This window comes from Haemophilus aegyptius, assembly GCF_900475885.1.
GTDB lineage: Bacteria > Pseudomonadota > Gammaproteobacteria > Enterobacterales > Pasteurellaceae > Haemophilus > Haemophilus influenzae.
On sequence record NZ_LS483429.1, the window covers coordinates 53,454 to 79,158 of the forward strand.

At 38.5% G+C, this 25,705-nt stretch carries 27 protein-coding genes and 1 tRNA gene; 20 read left to right on the plus strand and 8 right to left on the minus strand.

The window, feature by feature from the left end; translation table 11 throughout:
- Positions 1-9: 9 nt before the first annotated feature.
- From recC to DQN49_RS00285, 5 genes are read right to left on the minus strand one after another with little or no spacing between them, the layout of a single operon-like run.
- Positions 10-3,390, minus strand: coding sequence for an exodeoxyribonuclease V subunit gamma (gene recC / locus DQN49_RS00265; RefSeq protein ID WP_006995602.1), 3,381 nt, complete (start codon positions 3,388-3,390; stop codon positions 10-12).
- Positions 3,391-3,435: 45 nt separating this feature from the next.
- Positions 3,436-3,723, minus strand: coding sequence for a DUF5374 domain-containing protein (locus DQN49_RS00270; protein ID WP_006995601.1), 288 nt, complete (start codon positions 3,721-3,723; stop codon positions 3,436-3,438).
- Positions 3,716-4,399: a DUF2572 family protein gene (locus tag DQN49_RS00275; protein WP_032826264.1), complete on the minus strand. Its 684-nt coding sequence runs from the start codon at positions 4,397-4,399 to the stop codon at positions 3,716-3,718. The genes DQN49_RS00270 and DQN49_RS00275 overlap by 8 nt, the downstream gene beginning before the upstream one ends.
- 14 nt (positions 4,400-4,413) lie before the next feature.
- Entirely contained in the window at positions 4,414-5,130 is a 717-nt protein-coding gene (locus DQN49_RS00280; protein WP_032826301.1) for a PulJ/GspJ family protein, read from the minus strand.
- Positions 5,124-5,642, minus strand: coding sequence for a type II secretion system protein (locus DQN49_RS00285; RefSeq protein ID WP_032826263.1), 519 nt, complete (start codon positions 5,640-5,642; stop codon positions 5,124-5,126). The genes DQN49_RS00280 and DQN49_RS00285 overlap by 7 nt, the downstream gene beginning before the upstream one ends.
- Positions 5,643-5,841: 199 nt before the next feature.
- Here DQN49_RS00285 and suhB point away from each other — a divergent pair, with 199 nt between their 5' ends.
- The 9 genes from suhB (at position 5,842) to DQN49_RS00330 (ending at position 15,254) form a co-directional block, all read left to right on the plus strand.
- The gene (gene suhB, locus DQN49_RS00290) at positions 5,842-6,645 is read left to right on the plus strand and encodes an inositol-1-monophosphatase (RefSeq protein ID WP_006995597.1); all 804 of its coding nucleotides are present in this window, start codon (positions 5,842-5,844) and stop codon (positions 6,643-6,645) included.
- 108 nt (positions 6,646-6,753) lie between these two features.
- The gene (nrfE, locus tag DQN49_RS00295; RefSeq protein ID WP_006995596.1) at positions 6,754-8,661 is read left to right on the plus strand and encodes a heme lyase NrfEFG subunit NrfE; all 1,908 of its coding nucleotides are present in this window, start codon (positions 6,754-6,756) and stop codon (positions 8,659-8,661) included.
- Entirely contained in the window at positions 8,661-9,191 is a 531-nt protein-coding gene (locus DQN49_RS00300) for a DsbE family thiol:disulfide interchange protein (protein ID WP_006995595.1), read from the plus strand. The genes nrfE and DQN49_RS00300 overlap by 1 nt, the downstream gene beginning before the upstream one ends.
- Positions 9,188-10,342, plus strand: a complete 1,155-nt coding sequence (nrfF, locus tag DQN49_RS00305; RefSeq protein ID WP_006995594.1) for a heme lyase NrfEFG subunit NrfF — start codon at positions 9,188-9,190, stop codon at positions 10,340-10,342. The genes DQN49_RS00300 and nrfF overlap by 4 nt, the downstream gene beginning before the upstream one ends.
- Positions 10,339-11,541, plus strand: a complete 1,203-nt coding sequence (locus DQN49_RS00310; protein ID WP_006995593.1) for a BaiN/RdsA family NAD(P)/FAD-dependent oxidoreductase — start codon at positions 10,339-10,341, stop codon at positions 11,539-11,541. Before nrfF ends, DQN49_RS00310 begins: the two co-directional genes overlap by 4 nt.
- Positions 11,542-11,664: 123 nt before the next feature.
- Positions 11,665-12,975, plus strand: a complete 1,311-nt coding sequence (gene eno, locus DQN49_RS00315; protein WP_006995592.1) for a phosphopyruvate hydratase — start codon at positions 11,665-11,667, stop codon at positions 12,973-12,975.
- Between the two features lie 83 nt (positions 12,976-13,058).
- Complete coding sequence (locus DQN49_RS00320; protein WP_013527279.1) at positions 13,059-13,478, plus strand: DUF2251 domain-containing protein; 420 nt, start codon at positions 13,059-13,061, stop codon at positions 13,476-13,478.
- 12 nt (positions 13,479-13,490) lie between these two features.
- Positions 13,491-14,072: a hypothetical protein gene (locus DQN49_RS00325; protein ID WP_006995590.1), complete on the plus strand. Its 582-nt coding sequence runs from the start codon at positions 13,491-13,493 to the stop codon at positions 14,070-14,072.
- Positions 14,073-15,254 (plus strand): glutathionylspermidine synthase family protein, encoded by a 1,182-nt coding sequence (locus DQN49_RS00330; protein ID WP_006995589.1) that lies wholly within the window; start codon positions 14,073-14,075, stop codon positions 15,252-15,254.
- Positions 15,255-15,486: 232 nt separating this feature from the next.
- Here the strand turns inward: DQN49_RS00330 and DQN49_RS00335 are convergent, their stop codons facing one another.
- Positions 15,487-17,013 carry a catalase gene (locus DQN49_RS00335; protein ID WP_006995588.1) on the minus strand — a complete coding sequence of 509 codons (1,527 nt, stop codon included), beginning with the start codon at positions 17,011-17,013 and terminating at the stop codon, positions 15,487-15,489.
- 265 nt (positions 17,014-17,278) lie between these two features.
- On the opposite strand from DQN49_RS00335, the gene glyQ reads away from it, so the two are divergent.
- The 11 genes from glyQ to DQN49_RS10140 all read left to right on the plus strand — a co-directional run bounded on the left by glyQ (position 17,279) and on the right by DQN49_RS10140 (position 23,678).
- Positions 17,279-18,187 carry a glycine--tRNA ligase subunit alpha gene (gene glyQ, locus DQN49_RS00340; protein ID WP_005632923.1) on the plus strand — a complete coding sequence of 303 codons (909 nt, stop codon included), beginning with the start codon at positions 17,279-17,281 and terminating at the stop codon, positions 18,185-18,187.
- A gap of 58 nt (positions 18,188-18,245) precedes the next feature.
- On the plus strand, positions 18,246-18,506 hold the full coding sequence (locus DQN49_RS00345; RefSeq protein ID WP_005648060.1) for a hypothetical protein: 261 nt from the start codon (positions 18,246-18,248) through the stop codon (positions 18,504-18,506).
- A 30-nt stretch (positions 18,507-18,536) separates the two neighbouring features.
- Positions 18,537-18,755 (plus strand): DUF559 domain-containing protein, encoded by a 219-nt coding sequence (locus DQN49_RS00350; RefSeq protein WP_006995587.1) that lies wholly within the window; start codon positions 18,537-18,539, stop codon positions 18,753-18,755.
- A gap of 337 nt (positions 18,756-19,092) precedes the next feature.
- On the plus strand, positions 19,093-21,159 hold the full coding sequence (gene glyS / locus DQN49_RS00355) for a glycine--tRNA ligase subunit beta (RefSeq protein WP_006995585.1): 2,067 nt from the start codon (positions 19,093-19,095) through the stop codon (positions 21,157-21,159).
- Positions 21,160-21,244: 85 nt separating this feature from the next.
- Positions 21,245-21,321: transfer RNA gene (locus DQN49_RS00360), tRNA-Ile, on the plus strand.
- A 164-nt stretch (positions 21,322-21,485) separates the two neighbouring features.
- The gene (locus tag DQN49_RS10135; RefSeq protein ID WP_006995584.1) at positions 21,486-21,647 is read left to right on the plus strand and encodes a hypothetical protein; all 162 of its coding nucleotides are present in this window, start codon (positions 21,486-21,488) and stop codon (positions 21,645-21,647) included.
- 29 nt (positions 21,648-21,676) lie between these two features.
- Complete coding sequence (locus tag DQN49_RS00365; RefSeq protein WP_005663597.1) at positions 21,677-21,985, plus strand: P2 family phage major capsid protein; 309 nt, start codon at positions 21,677-21,679, stop codon at positions 21,983-21,985.
- A 402-nt stretch (positions 21,986-22,387) separates the two neighbouring features.
- Positions 22,388-22,651, plus strand: coding sequence for a type II toxin-antitoxin system RelE family toxin (locus DQN49_RS00370; RefSeq protein WP_006995583.1), 264 nt, complete (start codon positions 22,388-22,390; stop codon positions 22,649-22,651).
- A gap of 11 nt (positions 22,652-22,662) precedes the next feature.
- On the plus strand, positions 22,663-23,055 hold the full coding sequence (locus tag DQN49_RS00375; RefSeq protein WP_006995582.1) for a helix-turn-helix domain-containing protein: 393 nt from the start codon (positions 22,663-22,665) through the stop codon (positions 23,053-23,055).
- A 60-nt stretch (positions 23,056-23,115) separates the two neighbouring features.
- Positions 23,116-23,493, plus strand: coding sequence for a hypothetical protein (locus DQN49_RS10315; protein ID WP_006995581.1), 378 nt, complete (start codon positions 23,116-23,118; stop codon positions 23,491-23,493).
- A 47-nt stretch (positions 23,494-23,540) separates the two neighbouring features.
- Positions 23,541-23,678 carry a hypothetical protein gene (locus tag DQN49_RS10140; RefSeq protein WP_005677065.1) on the plus strand — a complete coding sequence of 46 codons (138 nt, stop codon included), beginning with the start codon at positions 23,541-23,543 and terminating at the stop codon, positions 23,676-23,678.
- Positions 23,679-24,134: 456 nt separating this feature from the next.
- Here DQN49_RS10140 and holA read toward each other — a convergent pair whose 3' ends face one another.
- Positions 24,135-25,169 carry a DNA polymerase III subunit delta gene (holA, locus tag DQN49_RS00385; RefSeq protein WP_006995580.1) on the minus strand — a complete coding sequence of 345 codons (1,035 nt, stop codon included), beginning with the start codon at positions 25,167-25,169 and terminating at the stop codon, positions 24,135-24,137.
- Positions 25,169-25,672 (minus strand): LPS-assembly lipoprotein LptE, encoded by a 504-nt coding sequence (locus DQN49_RS00390; RefSeq protein WP_005651506.1) that lies wholly within the window; start codon positions 25,670-25,672, stop codon positions 25,169-25,171. Before DQN49_RS00390 ends, holA begins: the two co-directional genes overlap by 1 nt.
- Between the last annotated feature and the right edge of the window lie 33 nt (positions 25,673-25,705).

Sequence of the window (25,705 nt, forward strand, 5' to 3'; positions counted from 1 at the left end):
ATTTGACGATTAGCTTTGTGCCTTTCTTGTCTTCTTTTGTGCGAATAATAAGCCAAACCAAGCTTTTGTTTGTTTTAATAATTTTGCAATATTTTCAGGTTGTTTAAATCTTGAGGTCTGCGCTAATACTCGTGACCAATATGGATCGGCTTTTGAACCGAAACCATTACTTTCAGTTAATGCCTGAAGTTTTTCAAAAACGTTGTCAAAATCTACCGCACTTTCATCGTCTACAATAAAATCATTAATATTTCTTATGGTTGGCACCAATTGGATTTCAATTTGACTTTGTAAATAATCTTTTACATAAGTTTGTAATTGAGCAAGCGCAACTTCACGCTCAATAGGCGGTAATTCGAGAACCTTATCTTGCGTAATTAATTTTGCTGGTACCGCCTTTTCTTGTGTAACACATTGAATTAAATAATAAATCCAAGGACGAATACAATAACGATCTTTGTATTTAGCAAAATGCCAGTGAATGACTTGTGAATCATCGCCAAATAAAGCCTCCATATAACCAAATAAACGGATTTTTTGATTTTCGTTTTGCCAATCTACGGCAATATTAAAATCTATAGAAGCCTGTTTAGGCTCACCAAGATCGGCTATTTTCTCTTTAAATTCTAAAACATTGTCGCGAATATTTTCAGCATAAACCTTTCCAAACTCTGCGTGCGGTAACACGCCTTTTACTTCTGCTTGTCTAAAATAATCAGCAAAATTTTGTTCATCAAGGTAAATTAAGTCATTATTGAGAGAATAATTATCTAACCCACTTAAAGTGAAGTTTTCACTGTCAGCAATGCGTTCATCTTTATCGCGGAAATAAACACCAAGTTGTTTTTCAAAGAAAAATTTCACTGGATTTTCCACAAAGCTGACTAAAGAATCCAGTTCAACTTCTTCGATTTTTTCTGGGTTTTCTGTCATAGTGACGGCAAATTCTGAATTGTTGGAACTCGCGTCAAATTGCGCTATTGGCAACCATTTTGTCGCAAAAGAGCGGGTAAATTTTTCGTTATATTTGAAATTATCTGGGCTAAATGCGGTCATTGGATGTTCAATGACAGTAAGGACATTTTCCTTTTGCCCTTGATTAATATAATCCAACAGTTGGCTTACCAATACAGAAGGTTCTTTCGGTTGATTATCTGTAATGGAACGGCCAACATAGCTGATATAGCAATAATCACGTGCTGCCAATAAGGCCTCTAAGAACAAATAGCGATCATCGTCACGGCGAACACGATCGCCTTTTTGATAATGATATTGCATTAAATCAAAACTGTTTGGTGTTTGTGTTCTTGGGTAATCCGCATCATTCATTCCAAGTAAACAAACCACTTTGAATGGCACTGAACGCATTGGTAATAAGGTGCAGAAGTTTACTTTTCCTGCAAGGAATTTGAGGCTATTTGGTGCATCTTCCAATTTCATTGTGATGACATCGGCGATCACTTCTGCTTGTAATTTTTCAGTAAAATGGAGCGTTTTTAGATGCTCAGCTAATTCATTAATTTTCTCTTGAATATAGAAAATCATGTCGCTTGTGTCTTCATTTCGCACGAAGAAATCCGATAAAAGTGCGGTTAAAATTTCTTGCCATTTTTCGATGGAATGTGCTTGTTGCAGCGTTTCATGCAGCGCGGAAAGTGCGGTGAAAAAATGAGATAAATTTCCAGCGAGCTCGCCCTTTAAGCCATAACTGCTGTTTAAGCCCAGACTATCTTGCCAAATGCCCTGTTCTTCACGCATCGCATAGCCTAAAATCATTCGTTCTAATCCAGCCTGCCAAGAATTGAAATTGATGCCATCTTGATTTTTTTGCAAACCGACACGAATCCCTGAATCCGCCACCCATTCTCGAACTAATGGTAAATCAGCAAGGGAAATATTAAATCGCTCTCGCATCGCAGGAATATCCAACAATGCTAAAACATCCTCTGCACTAAAATTGCTTTCTTTTAAGCCTAATAAAGTTAAGTAACTTGAGACCAACGCATCGCTTTCTGAAAGTTTATTATCCGAAAGTGAAAATGGAATTTGTGGTGCATCCCCATTTTTTTGCCCGAAAACTGCCTGAATATAGGGTGTGTATTGGTTAATATCTGCCATCATAACAACGACATCTTTTGGCGTAAGGCTAGGATCTTGATTGAATAAATCCAGTAAATAATCGTGCAATACTTCTACTTCCCGCATAGCGCTGTGGCAAGAATGTAGGGTTAAAGTGCGGTCATTTTTTGCGATATTTAACGGTTTATTTTCTAAATGCAGAATTTGAGACTGCAATTGTCCGAGTAAACTGTTCGACTCAATTTCTTGATAGGCATTGACGGGATAAGTTGGAATATGTTCTTCATCTCTCACCAATGTATAGAGAAAATCTCGCCCCATTTTTCCCCAAGCCGCCAGTAATAGATTGCCTAGTTGAAGGTTTTCTTTTTGATAAGTGACGTCAAACTGAGCGTTTTCTAGTTGAGAAAGTTGATCCTCGGAAAAGAGCGGTTGATTTTCATCTTGTTTATTGAGTTGATAACGTTTGCGAGAACGCAAATAATCAAGGCGTAAATCGCTAATATCTCCCCAATATTCTTGGCAAGGATTATTAAAAAATAAATGAATATCCACTTCAGAGGATATCGCTTGCAAAATATTAAGATAAGCAGTTGGAAGCGCAGGAATACCAAAAATAAATATGCGTGAAGGTAATTTTTTCGGTGCTTTTTTATCGGCAAGCAAGGCTAAGAATTGATTATGCAAAGCTGCTCGATGGGTGGCTTCATTAACATCTGATTTAACATCGACGACCAACGCGCGCCATAACTCACCGTGCCATTTTGTATTGCCTTGAATTTGCGCAAACAAAGTTGCGTTTAGGTTAGGTTGTTGTTTTTGTATTTGATCAGTGATTTGTTCATCTTCGCCTTTTTCCCAAGCAAAAATCCATTCAGGTCGATAAACTAAATATTGGTCAAATAAGTCGGCTATTTTACTGCTGAGTTGATAAAGTTTATATTGTTCAGAATGTGGCGAAGATGATAAATAATTGCGTAGAGGCGAAAAATTTTCTTTCTCAAGAAAAATTGGGATTAAGCGCATTAAACGCCATGTCATTGAATCTTTATCAAAAGGGTTCTCTAATGCCGTTGCGGGTAAATTTTGTGCATAAAGTTGCCAAATAAAACTGGCTGGCATAGGAAATTTTAGGTTTGCTGAAATACCTGTTTCTTTGGCAAGTTCAATTTGTAGCCATTGCGCCATATTAGGGCTTTGTACCAAGATAATATCTTGTTGAAAAGGATCTTCAGGCGGTAAAGATTTGAATAATGAAGAAAGAATTTCTTTTTGTTTTTCAAGCTGATTGGAATAATAAACAATGAACACAATGGCGACCTTTTGATGATTTAACCTAGAAAAAACAACACCATTTTACTGAGTTTTTATCAAAATTTCACTCGTAGGATAACGCACAATAATACGTTCATTTTCACATTGAATACGAAAAGTTAAGCCATTTTGTTGTATCAATTGTTCACAAGCTAACCCTAAAAATTGGCGTTGAGCTTGATTCTCCGCAATCTGTATTGCCTGAAAATCTTGATAAGTTTTCACCGCACTTTTTCTTTGGCTTGCCGTCCATTGATTAAAAACAAGAAATAAAACGCTAAATAAAGTTAAAGAAAATAACAATGTAATAAAAGACATTCCTTTATTCATCCTGAACATTAAAATCACTCCAACTTTTTTCTGCTAACTGCCACTGACTATATTGTTGCACTAAAGCAACCACCGTCTTTTTCCCATAAGCTAAAGTTACGCCATCTAAAGTTAAATTCCCGCTGGTAATCACTGCACCACTAATCCTCCCTTTGCCAGTCAATTTTAAATCGCCCTCTGCAATTAATACGGCATATACGGTGCCATTAATTTCAACCTCTGCTTGTGAATCTGAAAACCAATAAAGTTTAGGCATTTTATTCGCGTTTAAAATTCTGGGCGGGGAAGAAAAGTGCGGTCGAAAATAGGCAAGTTTTTCGCCACTCACAAAATCTTTCAATGCACCTTGATTATCTCCCTTTTTAGGCGATTTTTTAAATAGGCTCATTCTTTCACACCAAAGAAAATATTGAATTGCATCGGCGGCACCCTCAAGGGCGATGCTGATTTGCTTCACACTTTCATTATTATTTAAGGGTAAATCAATACAGGCAGTTTGTTTTTTCTCCTCTGTCATGTTTTGCAGTTGTAATGTTCTTTCCACATAGTGTTTTCGTTGATTTTGTTGCGCACGAAAAAAACTTAAATGGCTGTCATCCAACAATAAGATTACGGTTAATAAACCTGAAATAAAAATCAGAATAGTCAGCGTGATAATGCCTTTTTGTATTGTCATTATTTTTGATTCCGTTATTTTTGATTCCATAGTGCAACAACAAGGGATGTTTCATAACTGATATTTGGGGTTTGTTTTAAATTTCCTTTTAGCTTGATTTCTAATCCTTTGCCTTCAATTAACCAATTAAATTGTAACCTAGTGATTTCATATTCGTTGTTATCTAATAAATCTGCCCATCCACCACCAGCGTTACAAGCGGTTTGTTGAAAAGCACGTTTACAAGTTTCTGCCGTGCAATTAGTAGGAATAACACTTTGATACGTCAGTTTGGTTTTTATCATTTTGTTACTCACTTTATAGCCGAATAATTCTTCAGTACTACTTTTAGATGTATTTTTACCTTTTTTCATACAGGTTTTCGGCGAACCTTTGCCAATACACCCATTTTTATTTAAATCATAAAAGAACAACACGCAGCTATTAGGTGGCGCATTATCTTCTTGGCTAATAAAAATAGCTGTGCCTTGTTCATCTAATTCAAATAAAGATAAATTGCTTTCCGTCAGTTTTGCATTTAATGCTCGAAATCCTAATCGGCGAAGATCTTTACCTATTAACTGTAATGTTCGTTGTAATTCAGCTTGTAGTTTTAAATGCAATAACATGTGTTGATTTTGTGTTTGTATTTGCACATAAAAATGCGAAATGCTTAGCAATAATAAAGACGACAAAGCCAGCGAAATCATCAGTGCTAATAGGGTTTGCCCTTTTAATAATGTTTTCATGATTGATTGCATGCACTAGCCGCTTGATTGGTTTTCAAACGGATACTGCCTACATTGAAAAATGAAAATAATGTACGTTCATTCTCCGCTTGCAGAATAAAGCAACGAGTGACACTGGTATTACGAGCACCATAAAACCTCGTGATTTCTTTGGGATAAATATAATGGCTTTGAATCATCGTTTTTTTAGGAAAATAAGGATAGTAAAAATGAGCATAGGCCTCTTTCGGGCAGTTTGTTGGGTTTAAACAATCGCAAGTTTGATCATTTTTTACTTGTGCCGTTAAGCACCATTGCCGTGTCGCAAGATTACGATTGATAAGTAAAAACCACACTTCCGATGAATTTTCTGCACGAGCCTGAATTTGGCGTAGAAATAAATACAGGCGATGTTGCTCTTTGGCTAAAATCGTTTTAGGCGAATCGGTTTTCCATAATGGTACTGCAAAATTCAGCACAATACTGATAATGGCTAACCCAATCAATAATTCCACTAATGTCATACCTTTCTGCATAAAACGCTCCAATTTTCTACCGCACTTTAACCATAAATAATGGGTAGAAAAATCACTTGATCTGATTTTTGCGATCTGTATCGCAAAGTTTTTCTGAAAACCTATAAAAACCATTGTTTTATGATTTTCAACTGGTTATTTTGGCAAATCTCGCTATAATGGCGCGGAATTTTTCTGTTCTTTAAAAGCTGGTGGAAATATGAATCCAATGTTAAATATCGCAATTCGTGCGGCACGAAAAGCGGGCAATGTGATTGCTAAAAATTATGAACGCCGTGATGCTATCGAAAGCACACAAAAAGGTATTAATGATTATGTAACAAACGTTGATAAAGCGTCTGAAGCAGAAATCATTGAAGTTATTCGTAAATCTTATCCTGATCACACAATTATTACGGAAGAAACAGGCGCAATTGAAGGCAAAGATAGCGATGTACAATGGATTATTGATCCGCTAGATGGTACTCGTAATTTTATGACAGGACTTCCCCACTTTTCTGTGTCTATCGCAATTCGTGTAAAAAATCGCACTGAAGTTGGGGTTGTTTACGATCCAATCCGTAATGAATTATTTACCGCTGTGCGTGGTGAAGGCGCAAAATTAAATGAAGTACGTTTGCGTGTAGATAGTAAACGTGAAATTCAAGGTTCAATTTTAGCCACTGGTTTCCCATTCAAACAACCAAAATTAATGCCAGCTCAATTTGCAATGATGAATGCCTTAATTGAAGATGCTGCGGATTTCCGTCGTACTGGTTCTGCCGCATTGGATTTATGCTATGTGGCGTCAAACCGTATTGATGGTTATTTTGAAATGGGCTTAAAAGCATGGGATTGTGCTGCTGGCGATTTAATCGTGCGTGAAGCGGGTGGTTTAGTTTGCGATTTTGATGCTGGTAACGGCTACTTACGCAGTGGCAATATCATTGCTGCACCATCACGCGTAATTAAAGAAATGTTAAATAAAATTCGCCCTTGTTTAGGTGCTGAATTTAATCATTAATTTTTATAAGCACAATAGCACCTATCAAGGTGCTATTTTTAATTTTATTAATGAAACATACTTGATTAGCGACTTTATCTGCGCATCAACGAAAAAAACGACGACATTATGCTCCCAGAACTTGGCTTTTTCCTTCTTTTACTCGCAACAGCTAGCGCGTTTTTTCTTGCGTTAGTGCCTCAATTTGGGTTATTCAAAAAAAATTCGACTTTAATTAATGCTGCTTGGCCGCTTAGTTATATTTTTACCCTTGCGACGACGTTCTCAATTGGTTTGCTTGCTTATTCTTTTGCGGTGGATGATTTCACCCTTGAATATGTAGCGGCACATTCCAACTCTCAATTACCTACATTTTTTAAAGTGGCTGCCACTTGGGGCGGGCATGAAGGTTCAATGTTGTTTTGGTTATTTTCATTGAGTTTATGGCTTGCTGCTTTTGCTTTTTTTAATCGAAAAAATGACCGCACTTTTTCCGCTCAATCTTTATCTTTATTGGGATTGATTTGCTTTGGTTTTGCGGTGTTTATTTTATTTTATTCCAATCCATTTGGACGCATTTTCCCTGCTCCCGCAGAAGGGCGCGATCTCAATCCAATGTTGCAAGATGTGGGATTAATTTTCCATCCGCCGTTGTTATATGTTGGTTATGTGGGCTTTGCGGTAAATTTTGCAATGAGTTTGAGTGCGTTGATTTATAACCAGTCAGCACGACAAATTGCCCGCTCAATGCGTGGATGGGTGTTGGTTTCTTGGTTGTTTTTAACTATTGGCATTGTGCTTGGTGCGTGGTGGGCTTATTACGAACTTGGCTGGGGCGGTTGGTGGTTCTGGGATCCCGTAGAAAATGCGTCTTTAATGCCTTGGTTGCTTGGTTTGGCGTTATTACACAGTTTAATGGCGACGGAAAAACAAGGCGTATTTAGTTATTGGACAACGCTTTTTTCTCTGCTTGCTTTTGCCTTTAGCGTATTAGGCACGTTTATTGTTCGTTCTGGTGCGCTCACTTCTGTGCACGCCTTTGCATTGGATAACACGCGCGGTTATGTGTTGTTATTAATTTTCTTTGTTTTGACAGCGTTAGCCTTTGGTTTATTCGCTTTACGAGCGGGAAGTTCATCAGAAAGTGCGGTGAAATTTCAGTTCGTTTCTAAATCGGGTGGCATTTTATTACTGAATATTTTGCTGACCATTGCGACGGTTTCTACCTTTTTAGGTACTTTTTACCCGATGTTATTCCAAGCGATGAATTGGGGCTCAATTTCGGTGGGAAGTCCTTATTTTAATAGTATTTTCTTCCCCATTATTACGGCGATTTTAATCTTAATGGTAATTGTGCTTAGCATACGTAAGGAGCAATTTGATCGCACATTATTGATACGTTGTGGGTGGTTGCTTATTCCGTCTTTGATTCTTGCATGCCTAATGATTTGGCAACAGCTACGCCATAATTCTGCGTTGAATTTTCACGCTTTCGCCTTTGTGTTATTAACTCTTGCGATTTGGCTTTTATTCGTCACGTTATGGCAAAATTGGCGACAAATTCGCTTGTCTCAATTTGGGATGATTTTAGCACACTGTGGCGTGGCGATTGTGACTATTGGTGCGGTGATGACTGGGTATTTTGGCAGTGAAATTGGTGTGCGTTTAGCACCGCAACAAAGTCAAACGTTAGGGCAATATGAATTTCATTATCGCCAATTTTCTAATGAAATTGGGCCAAACTTTACGGCAGAAGTCGCTTTTTTTGACGTAACTAAAAATGGTAAACCTTATGCAGAAATTATCCCAGAACGCCGTTATTACGATGTACGAACAATGACAATAAGTGAAGTGGGGCTTGATGGTGGTTTTTGGGGCGATTTATATATTGTGATGGGCGATTCTCTCGGCAAAGGGGAATTTACTTTCCGCTTACATTATAAACCACTGATTCGTTGGCTTTGGGCGGGCGGTATTTTAATGGCCTTTGGCGCACTTTTTAGCGTCTTCGGATTACGCAGAAAACAGGAAAAATAATGAACAAAAAACTTATCTTTTTTACACCGCTCTTTGTGCTTTTAGGCGTGTGTATATTATTAATTGCAGGGTTAAATCAAGATCCGAAAAAAATTGCTTCGGCTTTAATTGATAAACCTGTTCCAGAGTTTTATCAGGCTAATTTACATGAGCCATCACAAATCGTAAGCCCGAAAGAGTTTCCTAAACAGCCATTTTTATTAAATGTGTGGGGAAGTTGGTGTGGTTATTGCAAAGAAGAACATCCTCTGTTAATTGAGATTGCAAAAACGTTGCCTATTGTGGGCGTGGATTATCGTGATAATCCGCAAAATGGCATTAAAATGCTTAAGCGAATGGGCAATCCGTTCATCTTAACCATTGATGATAGTCATGGGGAATTGGGATTAAAATTGGGCGTGGATGGTGCGCCAGAAACTTATCTTGTAGATGAAAATGGTGTGATTCGTTATCGCCATTCTGGTTTACTGGATAAAGAAACTTGGCAAACGGTATTTTTGCCGAAAATTGAAGCATTGAAGAACAAATGAAAAGTATATTAGATATTTTTACTCGCGGTTTTATTCAGGTTCAAAAAACAGTCTTTTTTGCAACCGCACTTTTATTCGCATTTTCCTTGTTTACTCAAGCGGAAATGGTGGATACCTATCAATTTCAAAATCAAGATGATCGTACTCGCGCCGTAGAGTTAGCAAAATCTTTACGCTGTCCACAATGTCAGAACCAAAATTTGGTGGAATCTAATTCTCCAATTGCTTATGACTTGCGTCTTGAAGTGTACAAAATGGTGGATGAGGGCAAAAGCAATCAGCAAATTATCGATAAAATGACGGCTAGATTTGGTGATTTTGTGAATTACAAACCGCCATTCAAATGGAATACGGCGTTGTTATGGTTATTGCCAGTCGCCCTTTTAATTTTAGCTGCAGTATTGCTTTATTTCTCAAATAGGAAAAAACAGTTTTCAGAAAAAGTGGTTGCACAACAACTAGAGAATGATGAAATAATTTCCCTCCCCTCAACCTTTGGCAGCTCCCCCCGCAAGCAAGGGGAGCCAAGTAAACTTTCTAAGGGAAAAGTGAATAGCAAAATTTATTTTGTGCTTTTTACTTTACTCATCGCTATTCCAACTGCTTATTATTTTTCCCTTGATCGTTTTAGTCGTGTTCAACAAGGCGAGCAATCGATGATTGAGCAACATAATCAAAATGTTGAAATGAATGATGAACACAAAAATCAAAATGTGATTGAGAAGCTCCAAAATAAACTGCGTACTGATCCGAATAATGCGGAAACTTGGCTTCAACTTGGAGAAGCCTATGTACAGAATAATGAATTTGATAGTGCGCTTGTGGCTTATTCTAATGCGGAAAAATTGTCGGGAAGTAAACCTAATATTTTAGGCTTGGCAGCCACCGCACTTTATTATCAAGCAGGTCAGCAAATGACCCAAAAAGTCGAACAACTTTTGAATGAAGCTTTGGCAAAAGATAAAAATGAAGTATCTAGTCTTTCTTTGTTGGCGACAATTGCCTTAGAAAATCGCCAATATCAACAAGCCGGTATGTATTTACAGCAGTTATTAGATTCAGGTAATGCGGCAGTGGATCGTCGTTCAGTTATTCAACGAATGAAGATGTTGGATTTTTTACAACGTGGTGAAAAAGGACAAAATCCGTGAGCCAATATTCTGAAAACATTATTATTGGTGCGGGTGCGGCAGGATTATTTTGCGCGGCACAGTTGGCTAAGCTAGGCAAGTCGGTGACAGTTTTCGACAACGGCAAAAAAATCGGACGTAAGATTTTGATGTCGGGCGGTGGGTTTTGTAATTTCACCAATTTAGAGGTTACGCCTGCTCATTATCTTTCGCAAAATCCTCATTTCGTCAAATCGGCGCTTGCTCGTTATACCAATTGGGATTTTATTTCTTTAGTGGCGGAGCAAGGGATTGCTTATCACGAAAAGGAATTGGGGCAATTATTTTGCGATGAGGGTGCAGAACAAATCGTTGAAATGCTGAAATCTGAATGCGATAAATATGGTGCCAAGATTTTATTGCGTAGCGAAGTTTCTCAAGTTGAACGGATTCAAAATGATGAAAAAGTGCGGTTTGTTTTACAGCTAAATTCAACCCAATGGCAATGTAAAAATTTGATTGTTGCGACAGGTGGGCTTTCTATGCCTGGGCTTGGTGCAACGCCATTTGGCTATCAAATTGCGGAACAATTTGGCATTCCTGTTATTCCGCCTCGTGCGAGTTTAGTGCCTTTTACTTATCGAGAAACAGATAAATTTTTAACTGCACTTTCAGGCGTTAGCTTGCCAGTCACGATCACTGCGCAGTGCGGAAAATCTTTTTACAACCAGCTTTTGTTTACTCATCGTGGTATTTCAGGCCCTGCGGTATTGCAAATTTCCAATTATTGGCAGCCCACTGAGTCAGTGGAAATCGATTTATTACCGAACCACAATGTGGAAGAGGAAATTAATCAAGCAAAACAACATTCACCAAAACAAATATTGAAAACCATCTTGGTTCGATTATTGCCGAAAAAATTGGTCGAGCTTTGGATTGAACAAGGCCTTGTGCAAGATGAAGTTATCGCTAACATCAGCAAAGTGCGGGTAAAAAATCTGGTGGATTTTATTCATCACTGGGAATTTACTCCAAATGGCACAGAGGGCTATCGTACGGCTGAAGTCACAATGGGCGGAGTGGATACTAAAGTAATTTCTTCTAAAACAATGGAAAGCAACCAAGTCAGCGGTTTATATTTTATTGGTGAAGTATTGGATGTGACTGGCTGGCTCGGTGGTTATAACTTCCAATGGGCGTGGAGCTCGGCTTATGCTTGTGCTCTAAGTATCTCAAGATAATAAATAGATAAAGATCAAAGCATACGCATTTTTTACAAGACAAAATCTCAAAATAGCTTTATCATATCGCCAGTTTTAGGCTCGCCTAACCCGTTTTAATTAACTTAATTGAGGAAAATAAAAATGGCAAAAATCGTTAAAGTGATTGGTCGCGAAATCATCGACTCACGCGGTAATCCAACTGTTGAAGCTGAAGTTCATCTTGAAGGTGGTTTTGTTGGTTTAGCAGCAGCTCCATCTGGCGCATCAACTGGTTCTCGTGAAGCATTAGAATTACGTGACGGCGACAAATCTCGTTTCTTAGGTAAAGGCGTATTAAAAGCTGTGGCTGCAGTGAACAACAAAATTGCACAAGCTATCGTTGGTAAAGATGCAACAAACCAAGCTGAAATCGACCAAATCATGATCGATTTAGACGGAACCGAAAACAAATCTAACTTTGGTGCAAATGCAATCTTGGCGGTATCTTTAGCAAACGCAAAAGCAGCTGCAGCATCTAAAGGTTTACCACTTTACGCTTACATTGCAGAATTAAATGGCACTGCTGGTGTTTATTCTATGCCATTACCAATGATGAACATCATTAACGGTGGCGAACATGCAGATAACAACGTTGATATCCAAGAATTCATGATTCAACCAGTTGGTGCGAAAACATTACGTGAAGCACTTCGTATCGGTGCTGAAGTATTCCACAACCTTGCAAAAGTATTAAAATCTAAAGGCATGAGCACTGCGGTTGGTGACGAAGGTGGTTTCGCTCCAAACTTAGCCTCTAACGCAGACGCTTTAGCCTGTATCAAAGAAGCAGTAGAAAAAGCAGGTTATGTATTAGGTAAAGACGTTACTTTAGCGATGGACTGCGCATCTTCTGAGTTCTATAACAAAGAAAATGGTATGTACGAAATGAAAGGTGAAGGTAAATCATTCACTTCTCAAGAGTTCACACACTATCTTGAAGAATTAACTAAACAATACCCAATCGTGTCTATCGAAGATGGTCAAGATGAATCTGACTGGGAAGGTTTTGCATACCAAACTAAAGTGTTAGGCGACCGCGTTCAATTAGTGGGCGATGATTTATTCGTCACTAACACCAAAATCTTAAAAGAAGGTATCGAAAAAGGTATCGCAAACTCTATCTTAATCAAATTCAATCAAATCGGTTCTTTAACTGAAACTTTAGCAGCAATTAAAATGGCGAAAGATGCAGGTTACACCGCTGTAATCTCTCACCGTTCAGGCGAAACTGAAGATGCAACTATCGCTGATTTAGCGGTGGGTACAGCAGCAGGTCAAATCAAAACTGGTTCTATGAGCCGTTCTGACCGTATTGCGAAATACAACCAATTAATCCGTATCGAAGAAGCATTAGAACGCGCAGGTACTCCAGCAGCATTCCTAGGCTTAAAAGCGGTTAAAGGTCAAGCGTAATTCACGCTGAATTTACTGTAAAATCTCACCGCACTTTGTATAGAAGTGCGGTGTTTTTATATCTAATATTTAAAGGAAAGGGAATGTTACATTTAACTTTAGAGGACGAGCTCTTTTTAGGAACGCCAAAGCAAGTGGGAACACATTCGACAGTATTTGAGCATTTTGCTGTAATGTTTGAAGATGACGGCGAAACAGGCTATTTTTATGCACTTGATATTCGTCAAAATGCTCAACCGATAGTGGATATGTTGCATGTGTATAATGTTGATTCAACCTCTAATCATCATGAAGCACGCAAACTTGAAATTTGTTGGGATGAGAGTGGTTATTTAGCCTTGTTGCTTATTAATGGCTATCCTCATGCCGTATTTGATTTTGCCCGTTTAGTCGGCTATAACAGCAATAAATATCCACAACCAGATTTAATGAGTATGTGGACTCGTGAAGAAATTACTAATAAACAGACCGAGCAATGGCTAGGCGTGAAAACCATTCGATAAAAATTGAGAACAATGAAAAAGAAAAATCAGATTTTAGTTAGTTTATCTATTGTGGCCTTATTAGGAGGCTGTTCAGAAGAGCAAGTACAACGCGATGTATATCAGTCTTTAGACGATTGTTTAGCGGATTGGAAAAAAATTGAGCTTTGTGAGGCAGATAAAAATACTGAAAGTACTCAGAAAACTGCAACTACACCACAGCAGGGGCTTGGTTTAAATATTCGTGATAATGGTAATGCAGAAAGTGCGGTAAAAAATCCAGCTGAAAATAATGTACAAGCTAATCAAAGCGAGAACAATGCTGAATCAACTACAAAAGCTGAAAGTACTGATCCTTCTTTAGGAGCCGCAATTGCTGGTGGCGTTATAGGGTATATGGCGGCTCGTGCAATTAGTAGTTTCCTTGGCCCAAGCTATCATCCTGGAAATCGAGCTGTCACCACACCAACAGGGCAAGTTGTGCAACCTCAAACGAATCGTTCTGTTGGAAAACCAATGCTCGTGAAAGGAAATGCAGGAAGCATGAATAGCAAACCTGTATCTCGTGGTGGTTTTAGTAGCCCAAATAATACTCATCGTAGCAGTGGGGGCTAAATGAAACGTGTAACTGGGTTTCCTACTCGACCAGATATGGTGCAACAGCTACTTAATGTTGGATTTGATTATTATAACTTGCCTTCTAGTGATGGATCTCATTATTGGTCTGATAATGTCGCCTATGAATTTACCTTAGCGGAAATTGATCGCATTGAGGATACAACTAATGAATTGCATTCAATGTGTTTAGATTTTGCGGCGGATGAAATTAAAAAAGGCGATTATGAAAATTATCGTTTTACGGAGTTGCAAAAACAGCTTATTGAAACCTCTTGGCGTAATCAAGATCCTTATTTATATGGACGCTTTGATTTTGGCTATGATGGCGACAACCTAAAAATGTTTGAATATAACGCCGATACACCAACATCTTTGTTGGAGGCAGCGGTTGTTCAATGGCTGTGGTTGGAGCAAATTGAGGGCTTGAAACATCGTGATCAATTTAACTGGATTCATGAAGAATTAATAAAACATTTCCAATTTTTGAAACAACAAAGTGGCAAAACAGATTTCCATTTGAGTGCCATGCAGGATGCTGACCGTGAAGATTGGGGTAATGTGGATTATTTAGCTGATGTGGCTTATAACGCAGGTTGGAATATTCATCAATTAGCGGTGGAAGATATTGGCTATAACAGCGAAACAAAAAAATTTGTAGATTTAAATGATCAACCTATTGAAATGTTATTTAAATTGTATCCGCTAGAATGGCTAAGCCACGCTGAGTTTGCTCGCCATATTACAACGGCTGAAACACGATTTATTGAACCAGCGTGGAAAATGTTGTTAAGTAATAAAGCACTATTGGCAAAACTTTGGGCGCGTTATCCTAATCATCCGAATTTATTGCCTACTTATTTTACGCCTTTCGAATTACCAAAAGATTTATCGATGTGGGTGAAAAAACCATTGTTAGGTCGAGAAGGTGCCAATGTTTTCTATTATGAGAAAAATAATGGTGTAGAATTTGCAGCGAAAGGAAGCGAACACTCAACGTTTTATGGTAATTCAGGTTATGTTTATCAACAAAAATTTGAATTGCCAAGTTTTGATGGAATGTATCCAATTATCGGCTCTTGGGTTGTGGGGGATGTGGCTTGCGGTATGGGATTACGCGAAGATTTTACTGCAGTGACGGGTAATGATAGCCATTTTATACCTCATTATTTTGTGCCATGATATATATTTAGCATTACTCAAATACAATATTTATCATAAAAAAATGGAAGCTATTATAGGTTATTTTTATATTCAAATTTTTGAACGATTACAAAATCCTTCAAGTATTATGTAATGAATTCGTAATATTTCATTGAAAAAAATCTGCACCCTAATCAGTTAAACCTTAGCCTAACTTTTGGGTGCAGATTCATTACTACTATTATTTATTTAAAATAATTAACTCGAAAGATTATAACAATCCACCTTGACCTAATGCAGGATCAGTATTACGAGCTTTTAATGCATCTTCAACGGTTAAACCTAATGCTTTCGCAACGCCTTCACCGTATACAGGATCACACCAGTGGCAGTTACGAATATGACGATATTTGATGAAATCAGGCGCATCGCCCATTGCTGCTGCCGTGTTGTTGAACAATGATTGTTTTTGCTCTGCATTCATTAAGTTAAATAATGCACGAGGTTGGCTGAAGTAATCGTTATCATCGTTACGATAATCCCAGTGTGCTGCATCTCCGTTGATACGAAGTGGTGGTTCAGCAAAGTCTGGTTGTTGTTGCCATTGGCTGAAGCTGTTTGGCTCGTAGTGTGGCAAGCTACCGTAGTTACCATCTACACGACCTTGACCATCACGTTGGTTGCTATGAACAGGACAACGTGGACGGTTTACTGGAATTTGACGGTAGTTCACACCTAAACGGTAACGTTGTGCATCCGCATAGTTAAATAAACGGGCTTGTAACATTCTGTCAGGGCTTGCGCCAATACCCGGAACCAAGTTACTTGGTGCAAATGCAGATTGTTCTACATCAGCGAAGAAGTTTTCTGGGTTACGGTTTAATTCAAACTCGCCGACTTCAATTAATGGATAGTCTTTTTTCGGCCATACTTTAGTTAAGTCGAATGGATGATAAGGCACTTTTTCCGCATCTGCTTCCGGCATAATTTGTACAAATAATGTCCATTTAGGAAAATCGCCACGTTCAATCGCTTCATATAAATCACGTTGATGGCTTTCACGGTCATTTGCAATAATTTCGGCTGCTTCAGCATCTGTTAAATTTTTAATGCCTTGTTGAGTACGGAAGTGGAATTTTACCCAAAAACGTTCGCCCGCTTCGTTCCAGAAACTATAAGTGTGAGAACCGAAACCGTGCATATGACGATAACTTGCTGGAATACCACGATCACTCATTACAACAGTGACTTGGTGTAATGCTTCTGGTAATAATGTCCAGAAATCCCAGTTATTAGTTGCTGAACGCATATTAGTACGCGGATCGCGTTTTACCGCTTTGTTTAAGTCAGGGAATTTACGTGGATCACGTAAGAAGAATACTGGCGTATTGTTACCGACTAAATCCCAGTTACCTTCTTCAGTATAGAATTTTAATGCAAAACCACGAATATCACGCTCAGCATCTGCTGCACCACGTTCGCCTGCCACGGTGGTAAAACGTGCGAACATTTCCGTTTTTTTACCCACTTCACTAAAAATTTTTGCACGAGTATATTTAGTAATATCGTGTGTGACAGTAAAAGTACCAAATGCACCAGAACCTTTAGCGTGCATGCGACGCTCTGGGATCACTTCACGTACGAAATCAGCTAATTTTTCGTTAAGCCATAAATCTTGTGAAAGTAATGGACCACGCGGACCAGCTGTTAAGCTATTTTGGTTATCAGCAACGGGTGCACCGTTACCCATTGTTAAGTTTGTCGCAGCTAAGTGCGAGAAAGGGCATTGAGAACTCATTGTAGACTCCTTGTAAAGTTAATAAATTTAGTTAGGTTGAAATGAATTTCTTGCGTATCATATAGAAAGGTTTAAACAATTGAAATCTATTAAATTAATCAAAAAAAACTATACTAAAATAAGACTTAAAATCTACCTAAATATTCAAAATTACTTACTTGATATATCTTTATAAAGCCTGATTTTCAACCGCATTTTTCGCCTTTATCCCTTTTACGGATTCAAGTATAATACCAACATTTTTAATCACATTAGATCAACGATTATGAGTACAAAATTTAACGTAAAAACATTCCAAGGTATGATTTTAGCCCTACAAGAATATTGGGCAAACCAAGGCTGCACCATTGTGCAACCTTTTGATATGGAAGTGGGCGCAGGTACTTCTCACCCCATGACTGCATTGCGCGCATTAGGCCCAGAGCCAATGGCATTTGCTTACGTTCAACCTTCACGTCGTCCGACCGATGGTCGCTACGGCGAAAACCCAAACCGTTTACAGCATTACTACCAATTCCAAGTAGTGATCAAACCTTCTCCAGATAATATTCAAGAACTTTATTTAGGCTCGCTTGAAATGCTCGGTTTCGATCCAACACAAAACGACATCCGTTTCGTGGAAGATAACTGGGAAAACCCAACATTAGGTGCATGGGGCTTGGGTTGGGAAGTATGGCTAAACGGTATGGAAGTAACCCAGTTTACCTATTTCCAACAAGTGGGCGGCTTAGAATGTAAACCTGTAACGGGCGAAGTGACCTACGGTTTAGAGCGTTTAGCCATGTACATTCAAGGCGTAGATTCTGTATATGACTTAGTTTGGTCTGACGGTCCATTAGGCAAAACTACTTATGGTGATGTGTTCCATCAAAACGAAGTAGAACAATCAACCTATAACTTTGAACACGCAAACACCGATTTCTTATTCTACTGCTTCGATCAATACGAAAAAGAAGCACAAGAGTTATTAGCCTTAGAAAAACCGTTACCATTGCCAGCTTATGAACGTATTTTGAAAGCAGCACACAGCTTCAACTTGTTAGATGCGCGTAAAGCAATTTCGGTCACCGAACGCCAACGCTATATTTTACGGATTCGTGCATTAACTAAAGGTGTGGCTGAAGCCTATTATGCAAGCCGTGAAGCCTTAGGTTTCCCAGGTTGTAAAAAATAACATTTAAAGGTAATTCAAAAAAGTGCGGTGAAATTTGACCGCACTTTAGGAGAGCAAAATGAGCAAACCCATTCTTTTTTATGCAGAAACATGCCCAGATACCGCGCCATTTGTCGCCGAGTTGGATCGCTTAGGTGTGGATTACGATGAAGTAGAAATTATGACTTCACTACCTAATCTCAAACAATTCATTCGTTTACGCGATAGCAATGCAGAATTTGATAACTCGAAAGCAAATGGCTATTTAGGCATTCCTGCATTGTTATTACCAAATGGCGATGTTGTTTTAGACCCATCAAAGTTAAAAGCAATTTTTTGAGTTCTAGGAAAAAATAGAATAGCGGTTTTCATGCAACCCTATGAAAAATACCTAAAAGAGAATTCGCAAAAATTGCGAGCGGATCAAACGGATGCAGAAAGAAAACTATGGCAACGCATCAATCGAGATGCAGAATTAAATTCACTTGGTTTTACGGTGATGCGATTTAGCAATAATGAAGTTATGCGTGAAATTGAAGCGGTAATAGAGCAGATTTATTTGTTTTTAGAGAATGTAAGGGCTGATTGAGTATGAGGTTGGATTAACCTCTGCCACAAACGCTTGCGTTTGAACGTTGCTTTAGCAACGGCACGAAGTGCGAGCGAAGCGAGTAAATCTCCCCTACCCCTCTTTGCTAAAGAGGGGAATTCTTGAGTAAATTGATAGTAACTGACTCATTTACATTTTAATTTCAATAGAGATTAAATTATCTGCTTTCAAAAAACGTTAAAGTAGGACATAAATATTTAACTCTCCAAAGATCCAATCCCCTCTTTGGCAAAGAGGGGTAGGGGCGATTTGGCAGAAATGATAACGAAGAAAATAAGAATTTAAATCTACAGAATTTTTAAATAAGAGAAACAAAATGACAACCCAAAACTTCCTTGTAGAAATCGGCACGGAAGAGCTGCCACCAAAAGCTCTTAAAACATTAGCAACCTCTTTTGCGGATAACGTTGAAGCGGAATTAAACCAAGCGGGCTTATCATTCGACAAAATCGAATGGTTTGCGGCGCCACGTCGTTTGGCGGTGAAAGTGTTGAACTTAGCAACCCAACAACCGAGCAAAGAAATCGAAAAACGAGGGCCTGCAGTGTCAGCAGCCTTTGATGCGGAAGGTAAACCAACTAAAGCGGCAGAAGGCTGGGCGCGTGGTTGTGGCATTACTGTTGAGCAAGCAGAACGCATTGCAACTGATAAAGGCGAATGGCTCGTTCACCGTGCAAAAATTGAAGGGCAACCGACCAAAAACTTACTTAACGATATTGTGGCAAACGCGTTAGCGAAATTGCCAATTCCAAAACCAATGCGTTGGGCAGATAAAACCGTGCAATTTATCCGCCCAGTTCACACTGTGACTATGTTGTTAGGTGATGAGTTAATCGAAGGCGAAATTTTAGGAGTGGCAAGTGCTCGCACCATTCGCGGTCACCGCTTCTTAGGCGAGAAAGAATTTGAAATTCAACATGCAGACCAATATCCACAATTATTGCGTGAAAAAGGTTCTGTGGTGGCGGACTTCAACGAGCGTAAAGCAGAAATTCTTGCAAAATCTCAAGCAAAAGCGACCGCACTTGGCGGCGTGGCTGATATTGAAGAAAGCTTGCTTGAAGAAGTCACTTCCTTGGTGGAATATCCAAATGTTTTAGCAGCAAAATTTGAAGAACATTTCTTAGCGGTGCCTGCGGAAGCCTTAGTTTATACAATGAAAGGCGACCAAAAATACTTCCCAATCTATGATAAAGACGGCAAATTATTACCGCACTTTATTTTCGTATCGAACATCAACCCAGAAGATCCAACCGCAATTATCGAAGGGAACGAAAAAGTGGTTCGCCCACGTTTAACCGATGCGGAATTCTTCTTCAAAACCGACTTAAAACAAAAACTGGTTGATCGTTTACCACGTTTAGAAACCGTGTTGTTCCAACAACAATTGGGTACATTGAAAGATAAAACTGACCGCATTGAACAACTTGCAGGCGAAATTGCAAAACAAATCGGCGCAGACGAAGCGAAAGCAAAACGTGCGGGTTTACTGTCAAAATGTGATTTGATGACCAACATGGTATTTGAATTCACTGATACGCAAGGCGTAATGGGTATGCACTACGCTCGTCATGACGGTGAAGATGAAGAAGTAGCGGTGGCGTTAAACGAACAATATATGCCACGCTTTGCTGGTGATGAATTACCAAAATCTCTCGTTGCAAGTGCGGTCGCTTTAGCGGATAAATTTGACACTTTAACGGGGATCTTCGGCATCGGCCAAGCACCAAAAGGTAGTGCAGACCCATTTGCATTACGTCGTGCGGCATTAGGTGCGTTACGTATTATCGTAGAGAAAAACTTACCACTTGATTTAGAAGATTTAGTGAAAAAATCAGCCGCACTTTTCGGTGATAAACTCACGAATCAAAATGTGGTTGCTGATGTGGTGGACTTCATGCTCGGCCGTTTCCGTGCATGGTATCAAGATGAAGGCATTGAGGTGGATGTAATTCAAGCGGTATTAGCACGTCGTCCAACTCGCCCTGCTGACTTTGATGCGCGAGTGCGTGCGGTTTCACATTTCCGTACTTTAGATTCAGCGGAAGCGTTAGCAGCAGCAAATAAACGTGTAAGTAACATCTTAGCGAAAGCAGATGCTGCAATTGGCGAGATCAATTTAACCGTTTGCGTAGAGCAAGCAGAAAAAGCTCTTGCTGAAGCGGTGCTTGCATTACGCACTGAAGTACAACCGCTTATCGCACAAGGCGATTACACGACAGTATTGGATAAATTAGCAAACTTACGTGCGCCAGTAGACAGTTTCTTTGATAACGTGATGGTAAATGCTGAAGATCCAGCACTACGCCAAAACCGCTTAGCGATTTTAAATACGTTACAAGGGTTATTCTTACAAGTAGCTGATATTTCAGTGCTTCAATAATGTAAAAAGGGATGGTTGATTTTTCGTCAATCATCCCTTCTTTTATAGACTTCAAGTGATTATTTCTCTATAATTACCGCACTGTCCCCCCTTAGCTCAGTCGGTTAGAGCAGGCGACTCATAATCGCTTGGTCACTGGTTCAAGTCCGGTAGGGGGGACCATTCGACTTGTCAAATAACGTCTTTTCTGTCAAAAAACATCATAAAAACAGCATTTTAGAATCAACCTTATTGTTGTTTTCGTCTTTTATTGTTTGTCATTGTTCGTTTTTATTGTTCCCTTAAATGTTCCCTCTTTATAAAGGAACAAAAACGAGGGAACAGGTATGTACGATAAGTTATGCATTGCAATAAAACAAATATTTGATAATGCGATTGATGAAGGCATGTTAGAAAATAATCCTTTTACAAGATTATCCAAAAGATTTAAAAAGCCAATCACTAAGAATTTTCCATCAATACCGCCTAAGGAATTAATGGCGTTCTAGACAAGAGATTATGCAGACGTGGGGAGATTATGTTGAGCAGCGCATTAGTCAATCTTGATGCGAAACAGCTCAACAGCCAAAACGGCGTGCTAATCACCGCACAAAACCTGATTGGCGGACTCCGTGCAATTTCCGCGCCTTTCTTTCCGGCAGACTGCATTTTAATTACAACGCTTTCTAACCTTGCGATTTACTTCAAGCAAAACACCGCTCGCTTGTTCTTCAAACAAGAACCGAGACAAAATAACGTACAAATTTATTTCTCTGTGATGCTTGATTACTTGCTAGAAAATCATCGCTATGCGGTGCTAATTGAAAGCATTGATGAGGTGCAATAATGGAACAGATACCCCCTGAAGAATGCGCTAGTAAATTGTTTGAAGCCGTGCATTTATTTATCAATTACAGCGTGCAAGATTATATTTCACGTGGAATCATATAGGCGAATGAAAAGCCTCGATTTATGCGTGAATTATGGGGGCAGCTAGATTCATTTTCAGACCGTGGGGGCGATATTATGAAGGCGGAATTTATAGCGCACCTTTGCAACATTGGTGGCTTACTGAATGCGAAGCCATAGACCCAACCGAATATATCAAACGATGCGAAAAACTCGAACGCAACCGCTATTAATCAAGCCCAGAAAGGGGCTTCATCTTTATAAAAAATCTAATTTTCTTATTGCAAAGATAGATTATTAACTTATAATCTAATTAATGATATACCCTCAAAGAATCTCGATGAATATCGTAAACTGGACAAAAGATGCGTTACGGCAACTCTTAAAAATAGATGGCCGTTACCAAAAAGCAATAAGGGAAAAAGCAAATGCCTTAAGCGAATTCCCTAGTGAAGCACTAGACACAAAGAAACTAAAAGGCGAAGAGGGAAAATGGCGGTTGCGCGTAGGTAACTACCGCATAATTTTTGAAGTGATCAACGGCCAACCCAAAATTATCAACATTCAAGCGATTAAACGCCGTAGTGAACGCACTTATAGTTAGGAGAAAGCAAAATGAACTTAAATCACAGATACATAAATAATTCACAAGGGCAGCCTGAATTTGTTATTTTGCCTATCGCAGAGTATGAAGACTTAATTATGAAGGCAAGCCCTTTTGATGATGAAAATGCGGAAGAATGGGAAAATATCCCTGTAGAAGCAAGCGAAGATGGCGATAAATTAATTCCAAATGATGTAGTAAATATCATGTTTGAACAGGAAGTTAGTTTATTGGCTGCATGGCGCATTTATCGCAGTCTTTCACAAGCTGAAGTAGCAAAACACACTGGGTTAACACAATCTGCAATTTCTCAAGCAGAACGCAAAGAAAGCAAACCGCAGAAAAAGACCCGTGAAAAATTAGCAAAAATCTATCAATGCAAACCTGAACAATTAGAACTATAAAGCAAGATATGACAAAGCCCACTAAACTGGGCTTTATTTTTACTTAGGATAAGAAAAATTATGGCAAAAAATAAACCAACATTACCCCCTAGAAAATGGTATAGCTTGCAACAGGCAGCGGATAAATTGACAAGAGAATTTGGCGAGCCAGTAACAGTAGATGATTTATTGCATTATTATCAAATTGATTTATTGCCTTTTTCAATTTATATAAACCACAATGTAGAAAGAACATGTATTAATGATCTTGTATTTAGAGCCCCCCAAAAGTCGGAAAATTCCATGCCGATTAGCATACTTAAATTCGACATATTAAATAAATTAGAGGAATTAATTATAGGGAAAATTCTATATATAGAATTCCCGAAAAAAGAAACGGAAAGTTTAATTTTAGATAGCTATAAATTTAAAAAAAGCCTTCATCATGTGGGCAATTAAACGCCGATTTTGTAGGGCAGATTAGTAACATTAAAAGGGCGGTTTATGTGGATTGCCCCGAAGCGAACAACTGGGAGAAAACCGAAAAAGAAACCTTGCAGGAAAAAGGCATTAAGCCGATGACGAATGAAGAACGATTAGCACAGTTAAAAGGGCAAGATAAAGCGCAAGTCAAGTTGTTTTAAGGCGTGCACTGACTTGAGGGCAAAAAAGCCCCTCGAGGCTTGGACTTGGTTGGTGCGGGGACTTAGGAAAAAAAACCATACAACGAAAGATTTATTATGAAATTTAGCTAAAAACTAAACGGGCATATTATACCCGAAAAACAAACACTTATCACAAAACGAACAAAAATATTCGCTTTTTGTTTATTTCACGCTTGACAGATAAAACGAAATTAAACGAGAATTAAAGATTGATAAATTTTCTAACTTGCCAAATAATGACATCAAAAAAGACCATTTTTTATAGTGATGTTCCCTATTTTGTTCCCTTTTTAGATACTAACACTCTTATTAATTTTAGGTATGACAAGGGATAAGTTCAAAAAATGGAAGTAGGTAGGGACCATTTTTCCAGCAAAAAATTTCTTTTTTATCAAAAATCTTATTTCAATATTGTCTATTTTATTTGCCTTGTGACTACAAACAAATTTTTACAGATAAATCAGCGAGTTTGATCCACACTTCATCACTAAATTCTTGTTTAGTTAGACGTTCAATATTAGCGAGTTCTTGGATAATTTCGTAGAGAGTCTGGTAAGTTAAACGTTGAATCGCACTTAAAAAGAGCGGTCGGCGATTTTGCCAGATTTTTAGACGGTCAAATTCAGTCTTAATTTGTTGAATTGGAAGTTTTTCCGTTGTCACAATACGTTGCTGTGGTTTTGTGAGTTCAAGCAACGTAAATAATTCTCGCTGTAGTGTGCGTAATAAAATAACAGGTTGCACATCTTCAGCTTGTAAACCTTTTAAAATACGTTTGGCACGATTTGCTTTTCCCATTAGCAACGCATCAATCCATTGAAATGGTGTAAAAATTGAGGATTGTTCCACCACGCTAATAACACGATTGTAGTTAAGTTTATGGTCAGGATAGAGCAAATCTAAAAGCTGCAGAGCTTGTTTGAGTGCGAGCAGGTTATTTTCATAACTATAACAAAGTTGTTGAATTGCTTCATTGTCAGCGTCTAATCCCATTGCTTTGGTACGATTTTTTACCCAACGTGGTAAGTTTTCTACCGTCGGTGTTTGACAATTTATCAGTATTGCATTTGGTTCATATTGATTAAGTGTAATAAACCACGTTTGCTTTTCAATCCCTTTAGCAAATTTTGCTACCTGTAAAATAAGCAAGACATCTTTATGCAATACGGATATAAGTTCTTGCAGATTTTTCTGCAAAAGTGCGGTGAAATTTTCAGGTAAATTCAAGCTTAGTATTTGTTTACTAAAAAACAATCCTATAGATTGACAAGATTCTATAAGTTGCGCCCAATCAGTTTGGCTATCAACCTGAATAGTATTTTTTTCATCAAAACCTTGCTGGTTTGCCACTTGACAAATAGTATCCTCAGTTTCACTAAGTAATAAAGGATCTTGCCCTTGCAAGAGATAAACTCTAGCCAAGCCTTGCGCAAGATGATGATTTAGTTGCTCTGGAAAAATGCGGTTCATTATTTCCTTTTTATTTGATTTTGTAACGCAATTATTTTTACGATTAATTGACGCGCTACTTGCTCGCGCATATCATTCCAAATTACCTCTCGTTCTTCTGATTTGGCTAATGCTGCACGTGCATTATCAAAGAAAGTACGGTTTACTTTCGCATTGATTGGATAGCTTTCGCCATTAGCAAGGCGGAAAGTGGCTTCTACTTCCAACATTAAAAGTTTTTCTGCCTCACGTCCGTGCTTAAAAATAGACGCGACTTGATCTGAAGTAATCTGTTTATTAATACGTAAAATGGGAATATTTTGTTCTAAATTGACGACATTAACCTGATTTTCCTGCAATTTGCGACGCATAATAACAGTAAAATCATTATAAGAGTCATCACTTTCAAGGGCTAATGTTCGCCATTCATTTGGCATAGTAACCGACTGTTGAAAATGCCAACCGCAAGCAGAAAGAATTGCTAATGTTGCGATAAGCAGTAAAGTCTTGATTGAGTTGATCATAAAAATTACCTTTATTGTAGGACGTGTAAAATG